The 21807-nt window shown below is 68.9% G+C and carries 22 protein-coding genes and 1 tRNA gene; 8 read left to right on the forward strand and 15 right to left on the reverse strand.

Features of this window, described 5'->3' with window-relative positions; genetic code table 11:
• Positions 1-12: 12 nt before the first annotated feature.
• The 7 genes from OYT95_RS34360 to OYT95_RS34390 all read right to left on the reverse strand — a co-directional run bounded on the left by OYT95_RS34360 (position 13) and on the right by OYT95_RS34390 (position 7457).
• Positions 13-2196 (reverse strand): malate synthase G, encoded by a 2184-nt coding sequence (locus OYT95_RS34360; protein WP_268790153.1) that lies wholly within the window; start codon positions 2194-2196, stop codon positions 13-15.
• 133 nt (positions 2197-2329) lie between these two features.
• Positions 2330-3295 carry a sulfite exporter TauE/SafE family protein gene (locus OYT95_RS34365; protein WP_037229417.1) on the reverse strand — a complete coding sequence of 322 codons (966 nt, stop codon included), beginning with the start codon at positions 3293-3295 and terminating at the stop codon, positions 2330-2332.
• A gap of 262 nt (positions 3296-3557) precedes the next feature.
• Positions 3558-4802, reverse strand: coding sequence for a saccharopine dehydrogenase family protein (locus tag OYT95_RS34370; RefSeq protein WP_037229419.1), 1245 nt, complete (start codon positions 4800-4802; stop codon positions 3558-3560).
• A 35-nt stretch (positions 4803-4837) separates the two neighbouring features.
• Positions 4838-5245 (reverse strand): DUF2784 domain-containing protein, encoded by a 408-nt coding sequence (locus tag OYT95_RS34375; RefSeq protein WP_037229422.1) that lies wholly within the window; start codon positions 5243-5245, stop codon positions 4838-4840.
• A gap of 77 nt (positions 5246-5322) precedes the next feature.
• Positions 5323-5739, reverse strand: a complete 417-nt coding sequence (locus OYT95_RS34380) for a universal stress protein (RefSeq protein WP_037229425.1) — start codon at positions 5737-5739, stop codon at positions 5323-5325.
• A 105-nt stretch (positions 5740-5844) separates the two neighbouring features.
• A complete protein-coding gene (locus tag OYT95_RS34385; protein WP_112298623.1) occupies positions 5845-7299 on the reverse strand; it encodes an SDR family oxidoreductase in 1455 nt (484 codons plus the stop codon).
• Between the two features lie 72 nt (positions 7300-7371).
• Positions 7372-7457, reverse strand: a tRNA-Leu gene (locus OYT95_RS34390).
• A gap of 111 nt (positions 7458-7568) precedes the next feature.
• Here OYT95_RS34390 and OYT95_RS34395 point away from each other — a divergent pair.
• Together OYT95_RS34395 and OYT95_RS34400 are read left to right on the forward strand one after the other, a co-directional pair.
• Entirely contained in the window at positions 7569-8921 is a 1353-nt protein-coding gene (locus OYT95_RS34395; RefSeq protein ID WP_268790154.1) for a M20/M25/M40 family metallo-hydrolase, read from the forward strand.
• Between the two features lie 34 nt (positions 8922-8955).
• Entirely contained in the window at positions 8956-9486 is a 531-nt protein-coding gene (locus tag OYT95_RS34400) for a YbhB/YbcL family Raf kinase inhibitor-like protein (protein ID WP_005243092.1), read from the forward strand.
• Between the two features lie 76 nt (positions 9487-9562).
• Here the strand turns inward: OYT95_RS34400 and OYT95_RS34405 are convergent, their stop codons facing one another.
• Genes OYT95_RS34405 through OYT95_RS34415 form a run of 3 tightly spaced genes read right to left on the reverse strand, consistent with a single transcriptional unit; the run spans position 9563 to position 11894 of the window.
• A complete protein-coding gene (locus tag OYT95_RS34405; protein ID WP_037229437.1) occupies positions 9563-10633 on the reverse strand; it encodes a quinone-dependent dihydroorotate dehydrogenase in 1071 nt (356 codons plus the stop codon).
• A gap of 10 nt (positions 10634-10643) precedes the next feature.
• Positions 10644-10883: a DUF5703 family protein gene (locus tag OYT95_RS34410; RefSeq protein WP_005243088.1), complete on the reverse strand. Its 240-nt coding sequence runs from the start codon at positions 10881-10883 to the stop codon at positions 10644-10646.
• Positions 10884-11894 carry a hypothetical protein gene (locus tag OYT95_RS34415; protein WP_037229439.1) on the reverse strand — a complete coding sequence of 337 codons (1011 nt, stop codon included), beginning with the start codon at positions 11892-11894 and terminating at the stop codon, positions 10884-10886. It abuts the gene before it with no gap.
• Positions 11895-12078: 184 nt separating this feature from the next.
• On the opposite strand from OYT95_RS34415, the gene OYT95_RS34420 reads away from it, so the two are divergent.
• Positions 12079-12435, forward strand: coding sequence for a hypothetical protein (locus OYT95_RS34420; RefSeq protein WP_037229441.1), 357 nt, complete (start codon positions 12079-12081; stop codon positions 12433-12435).
• Positions 12436-12445: 10 nt separating this feature from the next.
• Here the strand turns inward: OYT95_RS34420 and OYT95_RS34425 are convergent, their stop codons facing one another.
• From OYT95_RS34425 to OYT95_RS34445, 5 genes are all read right to left on the reverse strand, one after another.
• A complete protein-coding gene (locus OYT95_RS34425; RefSeq protein WP_037229712.1) occupies positions 12446-13324 on the reverse strand; it encodes a heme ABC transporter ATP-binding protein in 879 nt (292 codons plus the stop codon).
• Positions 13321-14394, reverse strand: coding sequence for a FecCD family ABC transporter permease (locus tag OYT95_RS34430; RefSeq protein ID WP_268790155.1), 1074 nt, complete (start codon positions 14392-14394; stop codon positions 13321-13323). Before OYT95_RS34430 ends, OYT95_RS34425 begins: the two co-directional genes overlap by 4 nt.
• Positions 14391-15422 carry a heme/hemin ABC transporter substrate-binding protein gene (locus tag OYT95_RS34435; RefSeq protein WP_268790156.1) on the reverse strand — a complete coding sequence of 344 codons (1032 nt, stop codon included), beginning with the start codon at positions 15420-15422 and terminating at the stop codon, positions 14391-14393. The genes OYT95_RS34430 and OYT95_RS34435 overlap by 4 nt, the downstream gene beginning before the upstream one ends.
• A complete protein-coding gene (locus OYT95_RS34440) occupies positions 15419-16105 on the reverse strand; it encodes a biliverdin-producing heme oxygenase (RefSeq protein WP_037229444.1) in 687 nt (228 codons plus the stop codon). The genes OYT95_RS34435 and OYT95_RS34440 overlap by 4 nt, the downstream gene beginning before the upstream one ends.
• 98 nt (positions 16106-16203) lie before the next feature.
• Complete coding sequence (locus OYT95_RS34445; RefSeq protein ID WP_037229445.1) at positions 16204-17133, reverse strand: aldo/keto reductase; 930 nt, start codon at positions 17131-17133, stop codon at positions 16204-16206.
• Between the two features lie 236 nt (positions 17134-17369).
• Here OYT95_RS34445 and OYT95_RS34450 point away from each other — a divergent pair, with 236 nt between their 5' ends.
• The 5 genes from OYT95_RS34450 (at position 17370) to mshC (ending at position 21779) form a co-directional block, all read left to right on the forward strand.
• Positions 17370-18215 carry an undecaprenyl-diphosphate phosphatase gene (locus tag OYT95_RS34450; protein ID WP_037229446.1) on the forward strand — a complete coding sequence of 282 codons (846 nt, stop codon included), beginning with the start codon at positions 17370-17372 and terminating at the stop codon, positions 18213-18215.
• A gap of 40 nt (positions 18216-18255) precedes the next feature.
• Complete coding sequence (locus OYT95_RS34455; RefSeq protein ID WP_011594100.1) at positions 18256-18954, forward strand: histidine phosphatase family protein; 699 nt, start codon at positions 18256-18258, stop codon at positions 18952-18954.
• A 104-nt stretch (positions 18955-19058) separates the two neighbouring features.
• Positions 19059-19652: a DUF3090 domain-containing protein gene (locus OYT95_RS34460; protein WP_005243068.1), complete on the forward strand. Its 594-nt coding sequence runs from the start codon at positions 19059-19061 to the stop codon at positions 19650-19652.
• A 3-nt stretch (positions 19653-19655) separates the two neighbouring features.
• Complete coding sequence (locus OYT95_RS34465; protein ID WP_037229449.1) at positions 19656-20459, forward strand: SCO1664 family protein; 804 nt, start codon at positions 19656-19658, stop codon at positions 20457-20459.
• 72 nt (positions 20460-20531) lie between these two features.
• On the forward strand, positions 20532-21779 hold the full coding sequence (gene mshC, locus OYT95_RS34470; protein WP_112298617.1) for a cysteine--1-D-myo-inosityl 2-amino-2-deoxy-alpha-D-glucopyranoside ligase: 1248 nt from the start codon (positions 20532-20534) through the stop codon (positions 21777-21779).
• The last annotated feature ends 28 nt before the right edge of the window (positions 21780-21807 follow it).

A 21807-nucleotide genomic window follows, 5' to 3' on the forward strand; every position in this document is an offset into this window, starting at 1 on the left:
GGGGGCTTTCGGTCAGGCGTTGGCGGCTTTGTATTCGCGGCGGCGGCGGTGCAGGATCGGTTCGGTGTAGCCGGACGGCTGGTGGGTGCCGTCGAGGATGAGTTCCTTGGCGGCTTGGAAGGCGATGTTGGTGTCGAAGTCCGGGGCCAGCGGCCGGTAGGTGGGGTCGTTCTGGTTCTGCCGGTCCACGACCGGGGCCATCCGTTGCAGCGACTGCACCACCTGGTCGGCGGTGACGACGCCGTGCCGGATCCAGTTCGCCAGCAGCTGGGAGGAGATGCGGAGGGTGGCGCGGTCCTCCATCAGGGCGACGTCGTGGATGTCGGGGACCTTGGAGCAGCCGACGCCGGCGTCGATCCACCGGACCACGTACCCGAGGATGGACTGGCAGTTGTTGTCGAGTTCTTCCTGCTTCTCGGCCTCGGACCAGTCGGTGTTCGGGGCGAGGGGGATGGTGAGGATCTCGTCGAGGGTGGCCCGCCGGGTGCCGGTCAGCCGGTTCTGGACGGCGACCACGTCGACCTGGTGGTAGTGGGTGGCGTGCAGGGTGGCCCCGGTCGGGGACGGCACCCACGCGGTGTTCGCGCCGGCCTTGGGGTGGCCGATCTTCTGCTCGAGCATCTCGGCCATCAGCTCGGTCATCGCCCACATGCCCTTGCCGATCTGCGCCCGCCCCTGCAACCCGCACGCCAGGCCGACGTCGACGTTCCAGTCCTCGTAGGCGGTGATCCAGGTCTGCTTCTTCATCTCGGCCTTGCGGATCATCGGCCCGGCCTCCATCGAGGTGTGGATCTCGTCGCCGGTGCGGTCGAGGAACCCGGTGTTGATGAACACCACCCGCTCCGACGCCTCCCGGATGCAGGCGGCGAGGTTGACGGTGGTGCGGCGTTCCTCGTCCATGATGCCGACCTTGAGGGTGTTGCCGGGCAGGCCCAACACCTGCTCGACGCGGCCGAACAGTTCGGTGGTGAACGCGACCTCGTCGGGGCCGTGCTGCTTGGGTTTGACGATGTAGATCGACCCGGTGCGGGAGTTGACCAGCGGGCCGGTCGCCTCGGAGGTGCCGAGCCCGTGGACGGCGCACAGGGACGTGATCAGGGCGTCGAGGATGCCCTCGGGGATTTCGGTGCCGTCCGGGTGCAGGATCGCCGGGGTGGTCATCAGATGGCCGACGTTGCGGACGAACAGCAGCGACCGCCCGTGCAGGGTCAGTTCGGACCCGTCCGGGGCGGTGTAGGTGCGGTCGCCGTTGAGGCGGCGGGTGAACGCCGTCCCGCCCTTGGTCATCTCCTCGGCCAGGTCGCCGCGGTTCAGCCCGAGCCAGTTGCGGTAGCCGATCACCTTGTCGTCGGCGTCGACGGCGGCGACGGAGTCCTCGAAGTCCATGATGGTGGTGACCGCGGACTCGAGCACCACATCCTTGACCCCGGCCGCGTCCGTTCGGCCGATCGGGGAGGTGGGGTCGATCTGGATTTCCGCGTGCAATCCGTGATTGCGCAGCAGCACACCGGTCGGGGCGTCGGGGGTGCCGAGGTAGCCGACGAACTTGCCCGGCTCGGCGAGGCCGGTGATGGTGCCGTCGGCGAGCTGCACCCGCAGGGTGGTGCCGTCGACGGTGTAGCGGGCGGCGTCGGCGTGCGAGCCGGTGGTGAGGGGGGCGGCGGTGTCGAGGAACTGCCGGGCCCAGGCGATGACCCTGTCGCCGCGGACCTTGTTGTAGGTGTCGCCCGCCTCCGCGCCGCCGTCGTCGGGGATGGCGTTGGTGCCGTACAGGGCGTCGTACAGCGACCCCCAGCGGGCGTTGGAGGCGTTCAGCGCGAAGCGGGCGTTGAGGACCGGGACCACCAGCTGCGGGCCGGCGGTGGCGGTGATCTCGGTGTCCACGTTCGCCGTGGACACCGCGAACGGGGCCGGTTCGGGCACCAGGTACCCGATCTCGGTGAGGAACGCCGTGTACTCGGCCGGGTCGATCGCGGTGCCGGCCCGGTCCCGGTGCCAGGCGTCGATCCGGGCCTGCAGGTCGTCGCGGGTGGCGAGCAGCGCCTGGTTCTTCGGCGCCAGATCCCCGATCACCTTGGCCGCACCCGACCAGAACCCGTCCACCGACACCCCGGTCCCGGGCAGTGCCTCCTCGTTCACGAAGTCGTAGAGCACCTTCGCGACCTGCAGACCGCCGACCTCAACACGCTCAGTCATGAAATGCCTCACTGTTCCGCTCTCGGAGCACCGCAGGGGTGCCATGAACCGCACCCAATGTTACCCGCTGGTAAGGATGCGGTGTGGCGGATGTCGTGAGGGCTCGCTCCCACGGTGAGGGCGGGAGGTGAGGTCAGGCCTTCTCACCGGTGGACGGCTCGAGCGACGGGGCTTCCGACTCGATCGGTGTGTCGTTCTCGGCGTCGATCCGGTGCAGATCGCCTGCGGCCTCGGCAGCGCTGAGACGCGACCGACGCCAGGCGACGACGAGCAGTCCGGCCCACACCGCGACGAGAGCGAGGTACCCGAGGGTCGCAGCGACACCGGTCACGTCGAACGTCTTGAACAGCTTCTGCGCGTTGGTGATGATGATGATGCCGCCGACACCGGTTCCCAGAAGGGTCGCGGGCACCCGGCTGACGAGCCAGGCGGCGAGCGGTGCGGCGATGATGCCGCCGAGAGCCAGCCCCGCGATGATCGGGATGTTGTCGAAGAAGTCGCTGCCGAGACCGAAGATGAACCCGATGCTGGCCGCGGCGGACACCAGGAACTCCGACGCGCTGACCGAACCGATGACGGTGCGCGGTGCGGTCTTGCCGCGCGAGAGCAGCGTGCTGGTGGTGATCGGCCCCCAGCCGCCGCCGCCGCTCGCGTCGATGAATCCACCGAACAGTCCGAGCGGTGACAGGAACTTCGCCGTGTGCGGCGACGTCCGGGCGTCGTTGACGGCGGGAGGGCGGATCGAGAAGCGGAGCAGCACGTAGACACCGATCGCCAGCAGGATCGTCGACGTCACGGGGACGGCGGCGGCCGTCGACAACTGGGACAGCACCGTCGCACCGAGGAACGCGCCGATGGCGCCGGGGACGCCCAGGCGCAGGACGAGGGCCCAGTCGATGTTGCGGAACCGCCAATGCGACGCACCGGAGGCGAGCGTCGTACCGACCTCGGCGAAATGCACTGCTGCGCTGGCGTGTGCCGGTCCGACGCCGCTGAACACGAGCAGGGTGGTCGCAGTCACGCCGAAGGCCATGCCGAGAGCGCCGTCGACCAACTGGGCACCCACGCCGACCAGCGTGAAAATCAAGAGCTTGAACATCGAGACTCCGACCGAGAGAGCGAACCGTCAGGGCAGCAAAGACCAGCGAGCAGGCTGGTCAGCAACATCCCTGGTCGAAGGCATGGCCTCGGCGGGAGGGCCAGAAGGGCATGAGGGCGAGCGAGGCCGCGGGGCCTGCCTGCGCGCTCGTGCCGTTCACTCGAACTCCCACATCTCTCGTCGCGTGCGCGGCCGTCCGCGCACAAGGTTCGACAGTAGCGGGAGGGGTGGGCGCGTGTCATCTTCACACGCGCCCAACCGCTCACAGTTTTCGCGCAGAGATCTCGAAGCCCGCGTCGCGCAGACGTGTCACCAGGACGTCGCCGAGTGCCGTCGCGGGGGTGAGGACGCCGGCCGAATCCGGCAGCGCATCGCCGCCGAGGACGAGGCTCAGCGCGGATTCGCCGAGCATCACCGCGGTGGCGCGGTATCCGGGATCGCCCTTCGCCTTCACTCGCGACGTGTAGCGCGCGCCCGTGGTGGTGGTCGTGTACACGTCGATGGTGAAGTGACCCTTGCGTTGCGCCTCTTCGCTGGGGCCGTCGCCTGGTGAGGGCAGAACGCGGTCGAGGATGTACCGGGTGGGCGGGAGGGCCATTCCGACGATCATTCCGCCGAGGCCGGCCGCCACCGCACCCGCGATCACCGGTGTGATCGGGGAGCTTCCGACGTTCATGACCTCGCGGTACTTGAATTCCCGACCGTAGGCCCAGTCGCGGAGCGCGTTGCTGCGCCGCACGACCCGGGTGTTGTAGGGCCCCATGAAGAAGGGCGCCTTCCACCCCTTCAGGCCGGGTGCGATGTCCTCGCCGTTGACCACGCTCATGTCGGACTGCTTGCCGAGGTCCGGTTCCTTCGAGCGGTCGGGGCTCAGCGAGTACGGCGAAGCCGCGAGATGCCGCGACGCCGGATTCTTCTTCGACACGTCCACCTGCGTGCGCAGCGAATCGATCGTGCCGCCGCTGACGCCGCCGCGCACGGACGTGACCACCAGGGTGGTGTCGGTGAGTTCGCCGGCGCCGTCCTCCCGGACCTTCTCGTGTAGGACGTGCACCCCGAGGTCGGACGGAATGGAGTCGAACCCGCAGGAGTGGACGATCCGGGCGCCGGTCTCGCGGGCCCGGTCGTGGTTGGCGTCGATGCTCTCGCGGGCGAACAGCACCTCACCGGTGAGGTCGACGTAGTCGGTGCCCGCCTCGGCGCAGGCCGCTGCGAGGGCGTGTCCGTACTTGGCATAGGGGCCGACCGTCGTCGCGACCACGCGGGTGCGTCCCGCGAGGGCTGCGAGCGAAGCGGCGTCGTCGGAGTTCGCGACGATGAGGGGCCACTGCGCCGCCCGCGGTCCGAGTGCGGACCGCACCGCTTCGAGCTTGGCGGCTGTGCGCCCCGCGAGCGCGATCCGCACGCCGTCCGGGGCGTGCTGTGCGAGATAGTCGGCGAGAAGTTTGCCGACGAAGCCGGTGGCCCCGTAGACGACGAGATCCAATTCACGTGCGCTGTCTGTCATGGCACGACCCTACTCGGCGGTAGGGAAGGACGGGCTCAGACTCCGGTACCGCCGGGGTGGGTCGGAGCGAGGGGTACCCGGGTGCGGACCCGCAGGACGACGTAGCCGACCCACGAGGTGACGATGCCGAGCGCGACGAGAGTTTGCATCGCTCCCGCGGCGGATTCCGGGTAGACGGCGCCGGTGAGGTAGTGGGAGATGAACCCGGACGAGGGGAGCGGGTCCTGCCCGGCGCGGACGCGGGCCCAGCTCTCCACGTGTGTCAGCGGGCAGTCGATGCCGACCAGCAGGCCAGTGAATCCCCAGGCCACCGCAGCGAGGTGGAGTGCGATCGTGCGAGGCCAGCGCCAGGCGAGGAACCCGCCACAGACGACGTAGAGGATGAAGATCAAGTGCGCGACGGCAGTGGCGTCGGCGACGACCTCGTAGAAGACGCTCCCCATCGATGCACCCCTGACATCCGAAGTTCCCCCATACGCCATCGTAGGCGTCGCTCGGCCGGGTCCGCCGGGTAACGGGCTCAGGCGGTGCCGCGCACGTTTTCCTTGACCACCAGGATCGGAATGTCGACCTCGAGGAGGAGGCGCTGCAGCCATCGTTCCAGGAGGAACTTGCCGATCGGGGACATGCGCCGGGTCCCCACGACCAGCAGATCCGCACCGCTGCTGTCGACCAGCGCGCGCAGCGCGCTCACCTGATCGCCGTCGTGTTCGTTGGTGCGCAGTTCCCACGACGACTCGCCGACTCCGCCGCTCTCGAGCGTCGCCTGGATCTCGGCGCGGAGGGCGGAGCGGTCGGACTCGGCGTCCTGCCCGGGGTCGTCGTCGAGGACGTGGAGGACGAGCAGCTGTTCCCGTCGTTGCACAGCCTCGCGGGCGGCGTGGACGATGGCCGCCCGGCCTTCCGGGCTGTCTCGGTGGACAACGGCTATCGCCATGAAGCGCCTCCATTTTCAGGTATCGGTACGACCCCTATTATCCCCGCGCCGGAGAGTGCTCCGGCTGTGTCGATGCTCTCGTAGGTGGATCCGAGCGGTGCTCGATCACCAGGGTGAGGGCTCGTAGTCCTTCAGGAAGCAGCCGTGCAGATCGACGCCCTGCTCGCCCTGGACGATGGGGTCGTAGACGCGGGCGGCGCCGTCGACGAGGTCGAGGGGGGCGTGGAAACCCTCGTCGGCCAGGCGCATCTTGGTGTAATGCGGCCGCTCGTCGGTGATCCACCCGGTATCCACCGCGGTCATGAGGATGCCGTCGTCGAGCATCTCCTTGGCGCTGGTGCGGGTGAGCATGTTCAGTGCGGCCTTCGCCATGTTGGTGTGCGGATGCCCCGGACCCTTGTAGGCGCGGCTGAACTGGCCCTCCATCGCGGAGACGTTCACCACGTATTTGCGGCGGGCGCCTGCCGCCGCCATCGCGGGCCGCAGCCGGGACACGAGGATGAACGGGGCGACCGAGTTGCACAACTGCACCTCGAGCAGCTCGATCGGGTCGACTTCCTCGACCGTCTGGACCCAGCTGTTCGTGTGCGCGAGGTCGGGCAGGAGTCCGCCGGCGTCGATCGCCAGACCCTGGTCGATGCGATCGGGGGAAGCCGACTTTGCGACCAGTGCGAGTGAGCTCACCGCGTCGGGGGACAGTGCGGCGCCCGCCATCGCGGACACGTCTGACAGCGAACCGGCGAGTGCTGCCGGGTGGGCGTCGCTGGTCTTGCCGAACGTCAGGACGTCGGGCAGGTCGCCGGAGGGAAGGGCGCCGGACTCGGCATCCGCGAGCGCGCTGTAGGCGCCGGGGGAGCGTCGCACCGTCTGTGCGGCGTTGTTGATCAGGATGTCCAGCGGGCCCTGTGCGGCAACGGAGTCGGCCAGCGCGACGACCTGCGCCGGGTCGCGCAGATCGATGCCGACGACGCGCAGCCGGTGAATCCACTCGCTGCTGTCCTCCATGGCCTTGAACCGGCGGATGGCGTCGTTGGGGAAACGCGTCGTGATCGTGGTGTGGGCTCCGTCGCGGAGCAACCGCAGGGCGATGTACATCCCGATCTTGGCGCGACCACCGGTCAGCAGCGCCCGGCGGCCGGTGAGGTCGGCGCGTGCGTCCCGCTTGGCGCGGCTCTTTGCCGCGCAGTCGGGGCACAGCTGGTGGTAGAACGCGTCGACCCGGGTGTAGCGCTGCTTGCAGATGTAGCACGGGCGGGGCCGGATCAGGGTGCCCGCGGACGCGCCGTCGGCGTTCGACGTGAGCGGGATGCCCGCGGTCTCGTCGTCGATCCGATCGGGGGAACCCGTCGCGGTCGCGGCGACGACCTGACGGTCGGCCTCGGAGACGGCGTCGCGGGCCGCGATCCGCCGGCGCTTCTTCAACTTCTTGAAGAGGTGACCGACAGCGCGCTGGACCGTGACGGAATCGGGATCCGCATCGTCGAGTTCCGCCGCCTGATCGAGAACCTTCAGGCAGATCTCGAGATCTGCCGGATCGATCGTCGTCGTTGTTTCACCCATCGAACTTCGCCCTCTCACGAAGAAGGCCCCGGTTCGATGAACCGGGGCCTTTTCGTCTGTCTCAACTCAGAGTGTCCGAGGGGGGACTTGAACCCCCACGTCCGTTAATAGGACACTAGCACCTCAAGCTAGCGCGTCTGCCATTCCGCCACTCGGACTTGCTTGCCCCCATTTCCTGGGTGCTGCAAAAGATTAACCGATGAACCGCCACGGCCCAAATCGCCCCTCTCACCTGAGCGTTTCCGCTGCTGCGGTGGTAGGAAAGTGGAGTGCCAACTACACAGGAAACCCCAGGCCAGGGTCGCGCCGAAGCCGAAGTCGTGGATCTCGTCAGTTCGCTGATCCGCTTCGACACGTCCAACACCGGAGAGCTCGCCACGACGAAGGGCGAACGCGAGTGTGCGGAGTGGGTGGCGGCCCAGCTGCAGGAAGTGGGCTACGAGACCGAGTACGTGGAGTCGGGTGCACCTGGCCGCGGCAACGTGTTCGCGCGGCTGAAGGGCTCGAACCCCGACCGCGGCGCCCTCATGCTGCACGGCCACCTCGACGTCGTTCCCGCCGAGCCGGCCGACTGGCGCGTCCACCCGTTCTCCGGAGCTGTCGAGGACGGTTACGTGTGGGGACGCGGTGCCGTCGACATGAAGGACATGGTCGGGATGATCCTGGCGGTCGCCCGCCAGTTCAAGGCCGAGGGAATCGTTCCTCCTCGCGACCTCGTGTTCGCCTTCGTCGCCGACGAGGAGGCCGGTGGCAAGTACGGCTGCCAGTGGCTGGTCGAGAATCGTCCCGATCTGTTCGAGGGTGTGACGGAAGCTGTCGGCGAGGTCGGCGGCTTCTCCCTGACCGTTCCCCGACCGGACGGCACCGACCGCAGGCTCTATCTCGTCGAGACCGCGGAGAAGGGTCTCGGATGGATGCGGCTGACGGCCAAGGGCCGGGCCGGGCACGGTTCGTTCCTGCACACCGACAACGCCGTCACCATCCTGGCGCAGGCGGTCGCCCGGCTGGGTGCGCACACGTTCCCGTTGGTCATCCCCGATTCGGTGGCCGAATTCCTCGAAGCGGCGGGTGAGGAGACCGGACTCGACTTCGACCCGAAGTCGCCCGACCTCGACGGCACCCTCGCGAAACTCGGCACCATCGCCAACATCATCGGCGCCACCCTCCGGGACACCGCGAACCCGACCATGCTCTCGGCCGGTTACAAGGCCAACGTCATCCCGCAGACCGCGGAGGCCGTCGTCGACTGCCGGATCCTGCCCGGCAGGCAGGCCGAGTTCGAGGCGACGGTCGACGAGATGATCGGGCCGGACGTCCAGCGCGAATGGATCACGAAACTCGACTCCTACGAGACGACGTTCGACGGACATCTCGTGGACGCCATGAACGACGCGATCCTCGCGCACGATCCCGGTGCCCGGACGGTGCCCTACATGCTGTCGGGTGGAACCGACGCCAAGGCGTTCGCGAAGCTCGGCATCCGGTGCTTCGGGTTCGCTCCGCTGCAGCTGCCCGCCGACCTGGATTTCAGCGCGCTGTTCCACGGTGTCGACGAACGGGTACCGGTCGACGCACTACTGTTCGGTACACGCGTGCTGGAACATTTTCTGCTCCACAGCTGATCCGAGAACCGATACGCGACAAGAGAGGAACCGCATGTCACACGACCCGTACGAGGCCCTTCCCGACCTGCCGAGTTTCGAGCTGACCTCCACCGACGTCACCGACGGGCAGCCGCTGAACAAGGAACAGGTCAGCGGAATCTTCGGCGCCGGCGGCTACGACAACTCACCGCAGCTGTCGTGGTCGGGGTTCCCCGCCGAGACCAAGAGCTTCGCGGTGACGGTGTACGACCCCGACGCGCCGACGGCGTCCGGATTCTGGCACTGGGCGGTCGCCAACATTCCGGCCGACACCACCACGCTGGTGAGCGGGGCAGGCGACGACGACGGAACCGGGCTGCCGAGCGGTGCGATCACGCTGAAGAACGACGCCGGACTGCGTCGCTTCCTCGGCGCGGCCCCGCCGGAAGGACACGGGCCGCACCGCTACATCTTCGTGGTCCACGCGCTCGACGTGGAGACCCTCGACGGGGTCACCGCCGACTCGACGCCGGCGTTCCTGGGTTTCAACCTGTTCTCGCATGCGATCGCTCGCGCGAAGATCCAGGGAACGTACGAGCAGTAGCTCGATAGCTCCGGAAGACACGAGTGGCCGGCGAATCCGCGGGATTCGCCGGCCACCGGTCTGTGTGCGGTCCGTGTCAGCGCACGGCGCCTGCGCCGACCGCATCGGCGACGGAGGAATAGCCGGCCGCGCGCACCTTCCGGGCCAGCCCCTTGTGGATGCGGCGCGCCCAGAACGGCCCGCCGTAGATGAAGCCGGTGTAACCCTGCACGAGGGACGCCCCGGCCAGGATCCGTTCCCACGCCTGGTCGACCGTCTCGATGCCGCCGACGGAGATCAGCACCAGGCGATCACCCACCCGCGCGTGCAGGCGGCGGAGGACCTCGAGGGATCGTTCGGCGACCGGAGGACCCGACAACCCGCCCGCACCGATCGCCGCCACTTCGTCGTCCGGGGTGTTCAGCCCGTCCCGGCGGATGGTGGTGTTGGTCGCGACGATGCCGGCCAGGCCGAGTTCGAGCGCGAGATCCGCGACCGCGTCGACGTCGTCGTCGGACAGGTCGGGGGCGATCTTCACCAGAACCGGGACGGTCACGCAGTCGAGAACCGCACGCAGGAGAGGGCGGAGAGACTCGACGGCCTGCAGGTCCCGCAGTCCCGGGGTGTTCGGTGAGCTGACGTTGACCACCATGAAATCGGCCAGCGGGCCGAGCAGTTGCGCGCTCGCCGTGTAATCGGCCGGGGCGTCCGCGGCGTCGACGATCTTCGTCTTGCCGATGTTCGCGCCGATCGGGACACCGGCCCGGCGCTGACGGAGATGGTTGGCGGCATTGCCTGCGCCGTGATTGTTGAAACCCATCCGGTTGACCAGGGCGCGGTCCGCGGGCAGCCGGAACAGGCGGGGAGCCGGGTTTCCGGGCTGCGCCTGGGCAGTGACGGTGCCCACCTCGGCGAACCCGAAGCCGAGGGGACCCCACGCGTCGACGCCGGTCGCATCCTTGTCGAACCCGGCGGCCAGTCCGAGCGGCGCCGGGAAGTCGAGTCCGAACACGGTGTTCCGCAGAGCCGGATCGTCCACGACGAGAACCTTGCCGACGAGCTGACGCAGCGGCGAGAACCGCGTGACCAGGCGCATCGCAGCGAAGGCCAGGTGATGAATCCGCTCCGGAGGAACGCGGAACATCACCTGTAACAGCAGGTGGTACAAGGAGGTCTCCCTAGATTGCGGGGTCGGGGACATGGTGAGCGGTTTTCCTTCGTTTGAGCAGCACACGGCGGCTTCCGTCGGAGTACAGGCGGACTCGGGACAGCTCCCAGCCACCGAACTCCGCCTGGATGGCCAACCTCATCGAGGCGCTGATGCGGGTGACGTCGGGGGGCAGCCGAAGCGGCACGTACTCGAAGTCCTCGGATTCGATCTCCCACCCGGAGGGGAGTCGACGTGAATGCGATGCCATCTACGAACTCCTCGTCGGGATCTGCTGCAGGCCGTCTCCCGTCGCGGAACCGATCAGGAGGTCACCGTTCACGGTATCCACAGTGACAGAGTTCGGCTGCCGGACGGTGGGATACCGTGCCGTTTCCACGCCCACTCCACTCGACAGGTCGAATCCGACCACTTCGTTGGTCTCGGTCAGCGTGACCCACGCCCGGTCGGCGGTGTCGTCGTAGGCGACGGCGTACGGCGCGAGCCCGGCGGGGAACCGTTGGCGGAGCATCAGTGTGTCGGTGGTGTAGGCGAGCAGTTCGTCGCCGGTGGTGTCGGTGACGAGGATCCGCCCGTAGTGGTCGGTCGTGAGTTGTGTGGCGCCTTCACCGGCGCGCAGTGCGACACCGAGCGCGGAACCGGGGACGTCGATGGCGGTCACGGACGTCTGACCACGGTCGAGAGCGGTGAGCGAGTCGCCGACGACGGCAAGCCCGTCGACGGACGTGAGTCCGCCGATCACCTGTGACTCGTTCGTCTCGGTGTTCACGATGTGAATCTCGCCATTGCCCAGGCCCATCGCCAGCCGCCCGTCGGGCAGTGGGGCGACCGACCGGACGTCACCGCCGGCCGGTACGAACGTCACCTCGCCCGTGCGCAGGTCCAGGCGTCCTACCTGCGTGTTCATCGCGAGTAACGCCACACCGCCGGGGGCGAGGGCGACCTGGGCGACGGTGTCGTCCAGCGGAACCACCCGCGGAACCGCCGTGAAATCCCCGGCCGGGAACAGCAGGATCTGGTTGCCTCCGCCTCCCAGGACGACTGTCGTGCGGGTCTCGGGGTCGAATGTGGTGGACTCGATCGGCAGGCCGACAGGGTGAACGACACCGGCGGGCGTGATGTTCTGGGCCGGGGACTGCGCGGCACTCGCGGGGGCGATCGTGATCGCCTGATCCTCGTCGGAGTTCGACGAACAGCCGGTGACCAGTAGAAATGCCACTCCGATACACGAGGCGACGACGCGCGCTCCCGGTCTACCCATGTGCTGCTCCTCGGGGTTCTCTCATCGACCTACACCTGCACAACTGCCTACAAGCATCCCTGATCCGCGAAACGCCCACGAATGCGGTCGGTGCCCAGCGGGTGCCGAGGCGATACCGTGAGAAACATCGACCCCGCGCCCGGCGGTCTTCCGACCGCCGGCCCAGGTCATCGAGGAGAAGACCGTGGAAACACCCGAAACACCGACGTTCACCGTCGAAGACATCTCGGTCGGACCGCACGCACACGGCTTCGGCCGGACCGCAGAAGGTAACTCCTACGCATTCCGGGTGCGCAAGAGCACCATGCACGTCGAGGTCTACCGCGCCGACGTGGAAACCGAGGTCCCTGCTCCGGACGACATCGTGGCGTCGGCGCGGCGCTCGGTCCGGGAGATCGACCTGACCGATGAACGCAGCATCGTCGCCGTCGTGCGAGATGCCGTGTCCGACCCCGATTCGCAGGGGGCAGGGCCGCCGGAGGACGGGATCACCGTGCGGGCGGTCCTCAGCCGTCTCGGGGCGGTCATCGACGGACTGTGACCGCGGCGGTCTAACGCCGATCGCGGCGGGGGAGGACGAGGGTCGCGCCGGTCACCGGGTGCTCGATGACCTCGACGGGGTGCCCGTACACCCGAGTCAGCAGGTCCTCGGACAGGACGTCTGCGGGAGGCCCGTCGGCGGCGACGCGGCCCTGCTCGAGGACCACGATCCGGTCCGCGTACGCGGCGGCGAGCGCGAGGTCGTGGAGGACGACCACCACCGCGGTTCCCTGCTCCGCGCGGGAGCGGGCGAGACGCATCACGGTCTCCTGGTGCCCGAGGTCGAGGGCGGCAGTGGGTTCGTCGAGCAGGATCGTCTCGGTGCGCTGCGCCAGCACCCGCGCCAGAGCCACCCGGGCACGTTCGCCGCCCGACAACGCGGTGAACGGCCGGTCGGCGAACGCCACGACATCGCAGATGCGCATGGCCTCGGCGATGGCGGCGGCGTCGTCGTCGGAGCGCGGCGTGCGTGCCCACGGGGACCGGCCCATCGTGATGACCTGACGTGCGGTGAACGAGAACCCGACCGTGTTCTGCTGGGGGAGGACCGCCCGGCGCTGGGCCATCTCGAGCGCCGTCCACTCGCCGAGGTCCCGGTCGTCGAGGTGCACGCTGCCCGCGTGCACATCCTGATCGCCCGACAGCGCCGCGAGGAGCGTCGACTTGCCCGCCCCGTTGGGGCCGACGAGAACGAGGACCTCGCCGATCCGCACGTCCACGGACACGTCGTCGAGCACGGGCCTGCCACCCCGGGTGACCGCGATCCCGTGCGCCCGCAGCGTCACGGACCCCGACGGGCGCGGCGGGGGCACCGGGTCGGTCCGCCGGAACAGGCTCTGCTCGATCGCCTCGCCGACTCGGGTGCGGAGCGGGTGGAATGCCGGACTCATGCCCACCCACCCTGACTGGCCCGGGTGCGACGCAGCAACCAGAAGAAGAACGGCCCGCCGACGAGGGCCGTCAGCATGCCGAGCGGGAGGTCCGCGTTCGCCACGAGCGACCGGGCGCCCAGGTCGGCGAGGAGCAGCACGAGCGAGCCGCACAGCGCGCTCGCCGGGATCAGGGCCCGGTGACCCGGCCCGACGGCGATGCGCATCAGGTGCGGGACCACCAGTCCGACGAACAGGATGATGCCGGTGAACGCCACGCTGGACGAGACGAGCAGGGCGACGATCAGCACCGCGATCTGACGCAGCCGCTCGACGTCGAGGCCGAGGTGCCGGGCCGCGCTCTCGCCGAGGGACAGCAGGTCGAGTTTCCCGGCGATCATCATCGTGGCGGCGATCCCGGCGACGGTCATCGGTGCCACCACCGCGACCGCGTTCCAGGTGGCCCCGTTGAGGCTGCCCAGTTGCCAGAAGACGATCTGATCGCGCGCCGCGGGGGACGCGACGAACGTGAAGAAGGCGATGAGGCCGCCGGCGAATGCGTTGACCGCCACACCGGTGAGGACGAGGGTGACCACCTCGGTGCGGCCCTCGTGCCGGGCGAGGACGTAGACGGCGACGGTGGTGATCAGTCCGGCGACGAATGCGGCCGCGGCCACCGTCCACCCGGCCGCGAACGCGCCGCCGACCACGATCGCGGCGCTGGCGCCGACCGCGGCACCGGCCGACACCCCGATGACACCGGGTTCGGCGAGCGGGTTCGCGAACACACCCTGCAGCAGCGCACCCGCGCATCCGAGCGCCGCCCCGACCAGGATGGCGAGGACCACCCGAGGGAACCGGACCTCCCACAGCGTCACCTCGCCGCTGGGGTGCGCGGGCATCGGCCCGAGATCCAGTCCGATGCGGTGCAGGATGCTGCCGAGAACCTCCCCGGGGCCGGTCGGCACCTGTCCGATGCAGGCCGAGAAGACGGCGGCGACGGCAAGGGCGATCAGCAGACCGACGAGGACGGCACCGGTTCGAGTGCGTGAGGAAGGCTTACCCGGAGCGTGGAGGTCTTCGACGGTCATGGATTGTCGGTCGGGTAGACGGCGTCGGCCAACGCGCCGAGAACACGGCCCGTGTTGGGGCCGAAGCTGAGCAGCACCCCGTCCTGCATGTCGACGACGCGCTGGTTCCGGCCCGCCGGGGTCTGCGCCACCCCGGGGATCTTCTCGAGCCCCTCGATGCCGCCGATCGATTCCAGCCCGCCCGTCATCATCAGGAGGACGTCGGGAGCGGCGGCGATCAGGGCCTCGCTGGTGATCGGCGCGAACTGCTGCGTGATCCCCGATGCGGTGCCGGCGTCGACGGCGCCGAGCGCGTCGATCAGCGAGTCGGCGCCCGAGCCCGGGCCGCCGATCATGGTGATCGCGGTGCCGCGCAGATAGAGGAATGCGATCTTCAGGGGATCGTCGCCCTGGGGGGCGCGGCTCCGGGCGGCCGCGATCTCACTCTCGGTGCGGGCCGCGAGTTCGCGGCCCTGCTCGGGCACGCCGAGCGCATTCGCCACCGCCGTGATCTGATCGGGCACGCCCTCGAGGGTCCGCGTCGGATCGAAGAAGACGACCGGAATACTGGCGGCCCGCAGCTGATCCTGCACGGCCTGTGGTCCGATGCTGGTGTCGGTGAGGATCACCGTCGGCGCCAGGTCGAGGATGGCCTCGGCGTTGAGGGACTGCCCGCCCGGTGTCACCACCGGCACGTCCTGTGCGGCCGGGAACTCGGAGGCGATGTCCCGCCCGACCACGTTGTCGCCGAGTCCGAGCGCGAAGACCGTCTCGGTGAGCGTCCCGTAGCGGTCCGCGGTCACGATCCGGCTCGCGTCCGTGATCGTCACGTCCGCCCCGTCGAAGCTGCGGACCGTGACGGGCAGCGCGGGTGTGGCGGGGGACGCGAGAGGTTCGGGATTCAGATCGTCGAGGACCGCCGTGCGCGCACCGCCGGTGCTGTCACCGGTGCCGGCACTGCATGCCGACACCCCCACCGCAGACACGAGAAGCAGGACGAGAACGGCGAACAGCGACCTGTCCGTGCGGGTCCGGAACACCGATCTCATCGTGCGAGGTACCGGTCGATGTCCGCTTCGAGGGCGGCGAACAGGTCGCCGTTGAGACGGTAGGCGAGGTTGACCTCGTCGATCACCCGTTGCTGGTCCTCCGGAGACAGGGGCGCGGCGTCGAGTTTCGCGCGGTAGGTGTCCTTGAACACCTTCGGTTTCGGGATCTCGTCGAAGATGTAGAACTGCAGGCCGTCGGTGGTGTATCCGTACGCACGCTCGAGCATGCGCCGGATGATCTGCCCACCGGACAGGTCTCCCATGTACCGGATGTAGTGGTGCGCAACGAAACCGGCGGGCCACTCGTACGCCACCTCGCGGAGCCGCTCCACGTAGCGGGTGGTGGCGGGCAGCGCGGACACCGTCTCGCGCCACGACGGCCCGCGCAGGAACTCGAGATCCGCTTCCAACGACGGAACCCGCAGCAGTTCGTCGTGGAGAAACGGCGACGCGACGGGGCTGCCGGTGTGGGTGCGCCCCGCGTCCTCGAGTTCGCGGTAGACGAGGTACGTCTGCGCGAGCAGTTCGGCGTAGCCGTCCGAGGTGAGTTCACCGGCGAGGAGGGCCCCGACGAAGCGGGACTGCTCGGTCTCCCGGTGAGCGGCGTCCGTGCCTGTCTTGATGCGCTCGGCGAAGCCGACGGCTCGGCGATCGGCCGCGTCGGCCTCGTTCAGCGTGGTCATGGACTCTCCTGCAGATCTAACGGCGTCGGCCGGTGGGCACCAGGTTAGCCTGCCCTGCACGTGAACTGCAGGTGCACGTCTGCCGGCTCCTGCACACGCTAGGCGCTGACGTCGTCGAGCGCCGCTGCGATCGCGGCGGGCAACTCCAGTTCCTCGGCGACGAGCACACCGGTGAGCTGTGCGATGTCCCTGGCCCCGACGACCGCGCTCGCGACACCCGGACGGTCGCGCGCCCACGCGAGCGCGACGGCCAGCGGGGACGTGCCGAGCCCGTCGGCCGCGGTCACGACCGCGTCGACCACCCGGACGGAGGAGTCGGTGAGGTAACTCTGGACGTCCTGCGCGTGCGCGTCGTCGGCGCCGCGTGAATCGACGGGAATGCCGTTTCGGTATTTGCCGGTCAGGACCCCGCGGGCGAGCGGGACGGCAGCGAACACACCGATGCCGTGATGCCCCGCCGCCGGAACGAGCTCTTCCTCGACGCCCCGGGCGAGTAGCGAGTACTCCACCTGGGTGGCGACGAGCGTGGTGCCCCGGGACGCGCCCGCCGCGGTGGCCAGCTGCCACCCGAGGTAACCCCGCGCCCCGACGTACCGGACCCGGCCGCTCGCCACCGCGAAATCGAGTGTGGCGGCGACCTCGTCGACGGGCGTGAACGGATCCCAGGTGGCGACCTGCCACATGTCCAGGTAGTCGGTGCCGAGCTCGCGCAGGGTGGCGTCGAGCTGGGCGACGAGACCCCGTCGCGAGCAGTCGATCCGCGACGGACCCGACGGATTGATCCCGGAACTCGAGCTCAGGACGAGTTCCGTTCGCGGCACCACGTCGTCGAGCAGTTCCGCCAGGATCCGCTGCGCCACACCGTCGCCGTACGCGGGCGAGGTGTCGACGAGCGTTCCGCCCGCATCGACGAACGCCGCGATCTGCGCCGCGGCCTCGTCGCCGTCGGTGTCCCGACCCCAGGTGAGCGTGCCCAGGCCGAGACGTGACACTCGTAACCCGCTTGCTCCGACCGATCTCTGTTCCATAACCGCCTGCGTCTCGTACCGTAGCTGCAACCCGGGCTTCGCCCCCGAAGATGCTGGTGCCCCCCGGGACCGGCCACCACAGGTGCAGAGTAGTGGGGTATTGCGTGGCAGTGGGTCCTGCCACGCCGGATTCTGCCGGAGGTCGCCCTCCCCGGTACCGTGGCGCCGGTGAATTACGAACGCGACATGGGAAATTGGCGTCAGAGCGGCACATTCGACCTCGGGACCGGTGAGTGATGGGCGAGGCGATGTCCTGGCTCCAGGCGATTGTCCTCGGTGCGGTCCAGGGATTGACCGAGTTCCTGCCGATCTCCTCGTCCGGCCATCTCCGGATCGTGTCGGAGATCTTCTTCGGTGACGACGCCGGTGCGTCCTTCACCGCCGTCACCCAGCTCGGCACCGAAGCCGCCGTGCTCATCTACTTCGCCCGCGACATCGGACGAATCATCGCCGCGTGGTTCCGGGGACTGTTTCACCCCGAGCATCGCGGTGACCTCGATTACCGGATGGGCTGGTATGTGATCATCGGCACGATCCCGGTGGGTGTGCTCGGCTTCCTGTTCAAGGACCAGATCCGCACCGGTGCCCGCAACCTGTGGCTGATCGCCACCATGCTGATCGTGTTCGCGTTGGTCATCGCGGCGGCCGAGTACTACGGGCGGAAGGTGCGTCCCGTCGAGGACCTGCGCGCCAAGGACGGCATCATCATGGGTTCGGCGCAGGCGCTCGCCCTGATCCCGGGCGTCTCGCGATCGGGCGGCACGATCAGCGCCGGTCTCTTCCTCGGACTCACCCGCGAAGCCGCGGCGCGCTACTCCTTCCTCCTCGCCATCCCCGCGGTCGTCGCGTCCGGGCTGTTCAGCCTGCCGGACGCGTTCGAACCGGCCGGGGAAGGTCTCAACGCGAGCGGCCCGCAGCTCCTCGTCGCAACCGTGATCGCGTTCGCCATCGGCTACGCGTCGATCGCGTGGCTGCTGCGGTTCGTCGTCGACCACTCGATGTACTGGTTCGTCGGCTACCGCATCATCCTCGGCGTCGTCGTCCTGTCGCTTCTCGCGACCGGCGTCGTGTCGGCCACCTGAGATCGGGCGGCCGGAGAGTGCACGACACTAGGCTGGGCCAATGACAGTTGTGCTGCTGCGCCACGGGCGGTCGACCTCGAACACTGCACACACGCTTGCCGGCCGGTCACCGGGAGTCGAACTCGACGACCGCGGCCGCGAGCAGGCGCAGGCCATCGTGTCCCGGCTCGCGGACGTGGCGATCGAGGAGATCGTGCACTCGCCGCTCGTGCGGTGCGAGCAGACCGTGGAGCCGCTCGCCCGGGCACGCGGCCTGACCCCCGTGGTGGAGCATCGGCTCGTCGAGGTCGACTACGGCGAATGGACGGGTCGCGAGCTGAAGGTCCTGCTCGAGGAACCGCTGTGGAAGATCGTGCAGCAGCACGCGTCCGCCGCCGTGTTCCCGGGAGGAGAAGGGCTCGCGCAAGTCCAGGCCAGGGCCGTCGCCGCGGTCCGCGAGCACGACGCGCGGCTCGCGGAACTACACGGCCGGGACGTCGTATGGGTGGCGTGCTCGCACGGTGACGTCATCAAGTCGGTCCTCGCGGACGCCCTCGGCGCGCACCTCGACGGTTTCCAGCGGATCGTCGCCGAGCCGGCCTCGATCAGCGTCGTCCGGTACACCTCCACCCGTCCGTACGTGCTGAAGATGAACGACACCGGGGCCGATCTGTCCGGAGTGAACACGCCACCCGTCTCCGGAGACGGGGCGCGGGCCGAAGTATCCGGATCGGTGCCCGGCGGGGAGGTCCGCCTGTGACGATTGACGGATAATGAACGCAACATGCTGCGAGGAACAGTCCGAGACGGAACAACGAGTGGGCAGCGCCGCAGTAGGGCCCGGCTCCAGCTGAAGGAGGTGCAATGTCACGCGCAATTCACGTATTCCGCACTCCTGACCGATTCATTGCCGGGACGGTGGGTGAGCCCGGCGACAGGTCGTTCTATCTCCAGGCCGTACACGAGGCGCGAGTGATCAGCGTCCTGCTGGAGAAACAGCAGGTGCAGGTACTGGCCGACCGGATGGGGCTCCTCCTCGAGGAAGTGCACCGACGGTTCGGGACGGAGGTTCCGCCGGAGGGGGCCGAACTCGACGACGCGAGCCCCCTCGTCACCCCGATCGACGCCGAGTTCCGGGTGGGCACGATGGGCCTGGGCTGGGACGCGGACGCCGGAGCCGTCGTGGTGGAACTGCTCGCCGTCAGCGAGACGGAGTTCGACGAGTCCGTCGTTCTCGACGACTCCGAGGACGGACCGGACGCCGTGCGCGTCTTCCTCACCCCGTTGCAGGCGCGGGACTTCTCGTTGCGGTCCGAACGGGTCATCGCCGCCGGGCGCGCGCCGTGCCCGCTGTGCGGTGAGCCACTGGCCCCGGAGGGGCACATCTGCATCCGAACCAACGGGTACCGCCGCGGCCAGAGCTTCGGCCTCACCCCGGAGATGGACGAGGAGGACTGACGGTTGCCTGCCGAGGAGTCCGATCCTCTGGAGTCCGGCGAGCTGACCCTCATCGGCCAGATCACCCACGCCAGTAACGCCACCCTGGTGTGCGACGCGGTCGAGGGTGAGAACACCGTCCGCTGCGTGTACAAGCCGGTCCGCGGGGAGCGTCCGTTGTGGGACTTCCCGGACGGCACGCTCGCCGGACGTGAATACGCGTCGTATCTAGTGTCCGAGCAGCTCGGGTGGGGTGTGATTCCCCGCACTCTCCTGCGGGACGGCCCGTTCGGCCCGGGGATGGTGCAGCGGTGGGTCGACACCCCTGACCGGCACGCCGACGACACCGGTGGTCTCGACCTGGTCGACATCTGCGCTCCCGACGCCGTCCCCGAGGGGTGGTTCGAAATCCTGCGCGCCACCGACATGGACGGCGAACCGGTCGCGCTCATCCACGCCGACGATCCGCGGCTGCAGCGGATGGCGGTCCTCGACGTGCTGATCAACAACGCCGACCGCAAAGGCGGCCACGCGCTCGAGGGGCTCGACGGTTCCGTCTACGGCGTCGACCACGGCATCTGCCTGCACACGGAGAACAAACTACGGACCGTGTTGTGGGGGTGGGCCGGGACGGAGGTGCCGGGTGCCCTCGTCGTCGACATCGCCGAACTGATCTCCTCGCTCGAGGGCGAGTTCGGTGCGCGACTGGGCGAGCACATCACGTCCGGCGAGGTCGCCGCGCTGTACGAGCGTGCCGTGGACCTCCTCGCGGCGCCGGTGATGCCCCGGCCGAACGGTCACCGGCCGATTCCGTGGCCCGCGTTCTGACGGAACCGTTCGGCGCCCTGGGGGCGGCGGCTCCCTCCGAGGCGGAAATGCGGGTCCACTAGGCTCGCTGTCATGCAGTCTTGGTCCGAAACCGCTGTCCCGTCCGTTCCAGGCCAGGGGCCTCCGCTGCGGTTGTTCGACACCGCTGACCGGCAGGTACGTCCCGTCACTCCCGGGCGCACGGCCACGATGTACGTGTGCGGTATCACCCCCTACGACGCCACCCACCTCGGTCACGCGGCCACGTATCTGACGTTCGATCTGGTGAACCGGATCTGGCGTGACGCCGGCCACGACGTGCACTACGTCCAGAACGTCACCGACGTCGACGACCCGCTGTTCGAGCGCGCCAACCGCGACGGGGAGGACTGGGTGGTCCTCGGCATGCGCGAGACGGCGCTGTTCCGCGAAGACATGGAAGCCCTCCGGGTGCTGCCCCCGCGCGACTACATCGGCGCGGTGGAGTCGATCGGCGAAGTGATCGAGATGGTCGAGAAGTTCGTCGCGTCCGGCGCCGCCTACGTCGTCGACGACCCCGAATTCCCCGACGTGTACTTCCGCGCCAACGCGACGGAGCAGTTCGGGTACGAGTCCGGCTACGACCGCGAGACGATGGACAAGTTCTTCGCCGAACGCGGCGGCGACCCCGACCGCCCCGGCAAGGAGGATCCCCTCGACGCCCTGGTGTGGCGTGCGGTCCGCCCGGGCGAGCCGTCCTGGCCGTCGCCGTTCGGCCCCGGGCGTCCCGGCTGGCACATCGAGTGTTCGGCCATCGCCCTCAACCGCATCGGTTCGGGTTTCGACGTGCAGGGCGGCGGCAGCGACCTGATCTTCCCGCACCACGAGTACTCCGCGGCGCACGCCGAGTCGGCCACGGGCGACCGTCGCTTCGCCCGCCACTACGTGCACACCGGCATGATCGGTCTCGACGGCGAGAAGATGTCGAAGAGCCGCGGCAACCTCGTGTTCGTGTCGAAGCTGCGCGGCGAGGGTGTCGACCCGGCCGCCATCCGCCTCGGACTGCTGTCCGGGCACTACCGGCAGGACCGTCCGTGGACCGAGCAGGTTCTCGCCGACGCCCACACCCGGCTGACACTGTGGAAGGACGCCGCGGCACTCGAATCCGCGCAGTCGGCGACCGACACGATCTCCCGGCTGCGCCAGCATCTCGCGGACGATCTCGACACCCCGAAGGCGCTCGACGCCCTCGACGGCTGGGCCCGTCGCGCCCTCGACAACGGCGGCTCGGACACGAACGCGCCGAGCGAATTCGCTGCCGCCGTGGACGCCCTCCTCGGTGTTCGCCTTCGGCGCCCGTGAGTACTTGTTAACCGCCCGCGGTTAACAA

The sequence above is a fragment of the Rhodococcus sp. JS3073 genome, assembly GCF_026810085.1.
Lineage (GTDB): Bacteria > Actinomycetota > Actinomycetes > Mycobacteriales > Mycobacteriaceae > Rhodococcus_F > Rhodococcus_F wratislaviensis.

Bases quoted from the DNA above. Each gene is read 5' to 3' on its own strand.
- OYT95_RS34360 (WP_268790153.1), bottom strand. From the start codon at position 2,196: ATGACTGAGCGTGTTGAGGTCGGCGGTCTGCAGGTCGCGAAGGTGCTC.
- OYT95_RS34365 (WP_037229417.1), bottom strand. From the start codon at position 3,295: ATGTTCAAGCTCTTGATTTTCACGCTGGTCGGCGTGGGTGCCCAGTTG.
- OYT95_RS34370 (WP_037229419.1), bottom strand. From the start codon at position 4,802: ATGACAGACAGCGCACGTGAATTGGATCTCGTCGTCTACGGGGCCACC.
- OYT95_RS34375 (WP_037229422.1), bottom strand. From the start codon at position 5,245: ATGGGGAGCGTCTTCTACGAGGTCGTCGCCGACGCCACTGCCGTCGCG.
- OYT95_RS34380 (WP_037229425.1), bottom strand. From the start codon at position 5,739: ATGGCGATAGCCGTTGTCCACCGAGACAGCCCGGAAGGCCGGGCGGCC.
- OYT95_RS34385 (WP_112298623.1), bottom strand. From the start codon at position 7,299: ATGGGTGAAACAACGACGACGATCGATCCGGCAGATCTCGAGATCTGC.
- OYT95_RS34400 (WP_005243092.1), top strand. From the start codon at position 8,956: ATGTCACACGACCCGTACGAGGCCCTTCCCGACCTGCCGAGTTTCGAG.
- OYT95_RS34410 (WP_005243088.1), bottom strand. From the start codon at position 10,883: ATGGCATCGCATTCACGTCGACTCCCCTCCGGGTGGGAGATCGAATCC.
- OYT95_RS34415 (WP_037229439.1), bottom strand. From the start codon at position 11,894: ATGGGTAGACCGGGAGCGCGCGTCGTCGCCTCGTGTATCGGAGTGGCA.
- OYT95_RS34425 (WP_037229712.1), bottom strand. From the start codon at position 13,324: ATGAGTCCGGCATTCCACCCGCTCCGCACCCGAGTCGGCGAGGCGATC.
- OYT95_RS34430 (WP_268790155.1), bottom strand. From the start codon at position 14,394: ATGACCGTCGAAGACCTCCACGCTCCGGGTAAGCCTTCCTCACGCACT.
- OYT95_RS34435 (WP_268790156.1), bottom strand. From the start codon at position 15,422: ATGAGATCGGTGTTCCGGACCCGCACGGACAGGTCGCTGTTCGCCGTT.
- OYT95_RS34440 (WP_037229444.1), bottom strand. From the start codon at position 16,105: ATGACCACGCTGAACGAGGCCGACGCGGCCGATCGCCGAGCCGTCGGC.
- OYT95_RS34445 (WP_037229445.1), bottom strand. From the start codon at position 17,133: ATGGAACAGAGATCGGTCGGAGCAAGCGGGTTACGAGTGTCACGTCTC.
- OYT95_RS34450 (WP_037229446.1), top strand. From the start codon at position 17,370: ATGGGCGAGGCGATGTCCTGGCTCCAGGCGATTGTCCTCGGTGCGGTC.
- OYT95_RS34455 (WP_011594100.1), top strand. From the start codon at position 18,256: ATGACAGTTGTGCTGCTGCGCCACGGGCGGTCGACCTCGAACACTGCA.
- OYT95_RS34460 (WP_005243068.1), top strand. From the start codon at position 19,059: ATGTCACGCGCAATTCACGTATTCCGCACTCCTGACCGATTCATTGCC.
- mshC (WP_112298617.1), top strand. From the start codon at position 20,532: ATGCAGTCTTGGTCCGAAACCGCTGTCCCGTCCGTTCCAGGCCAGGGG.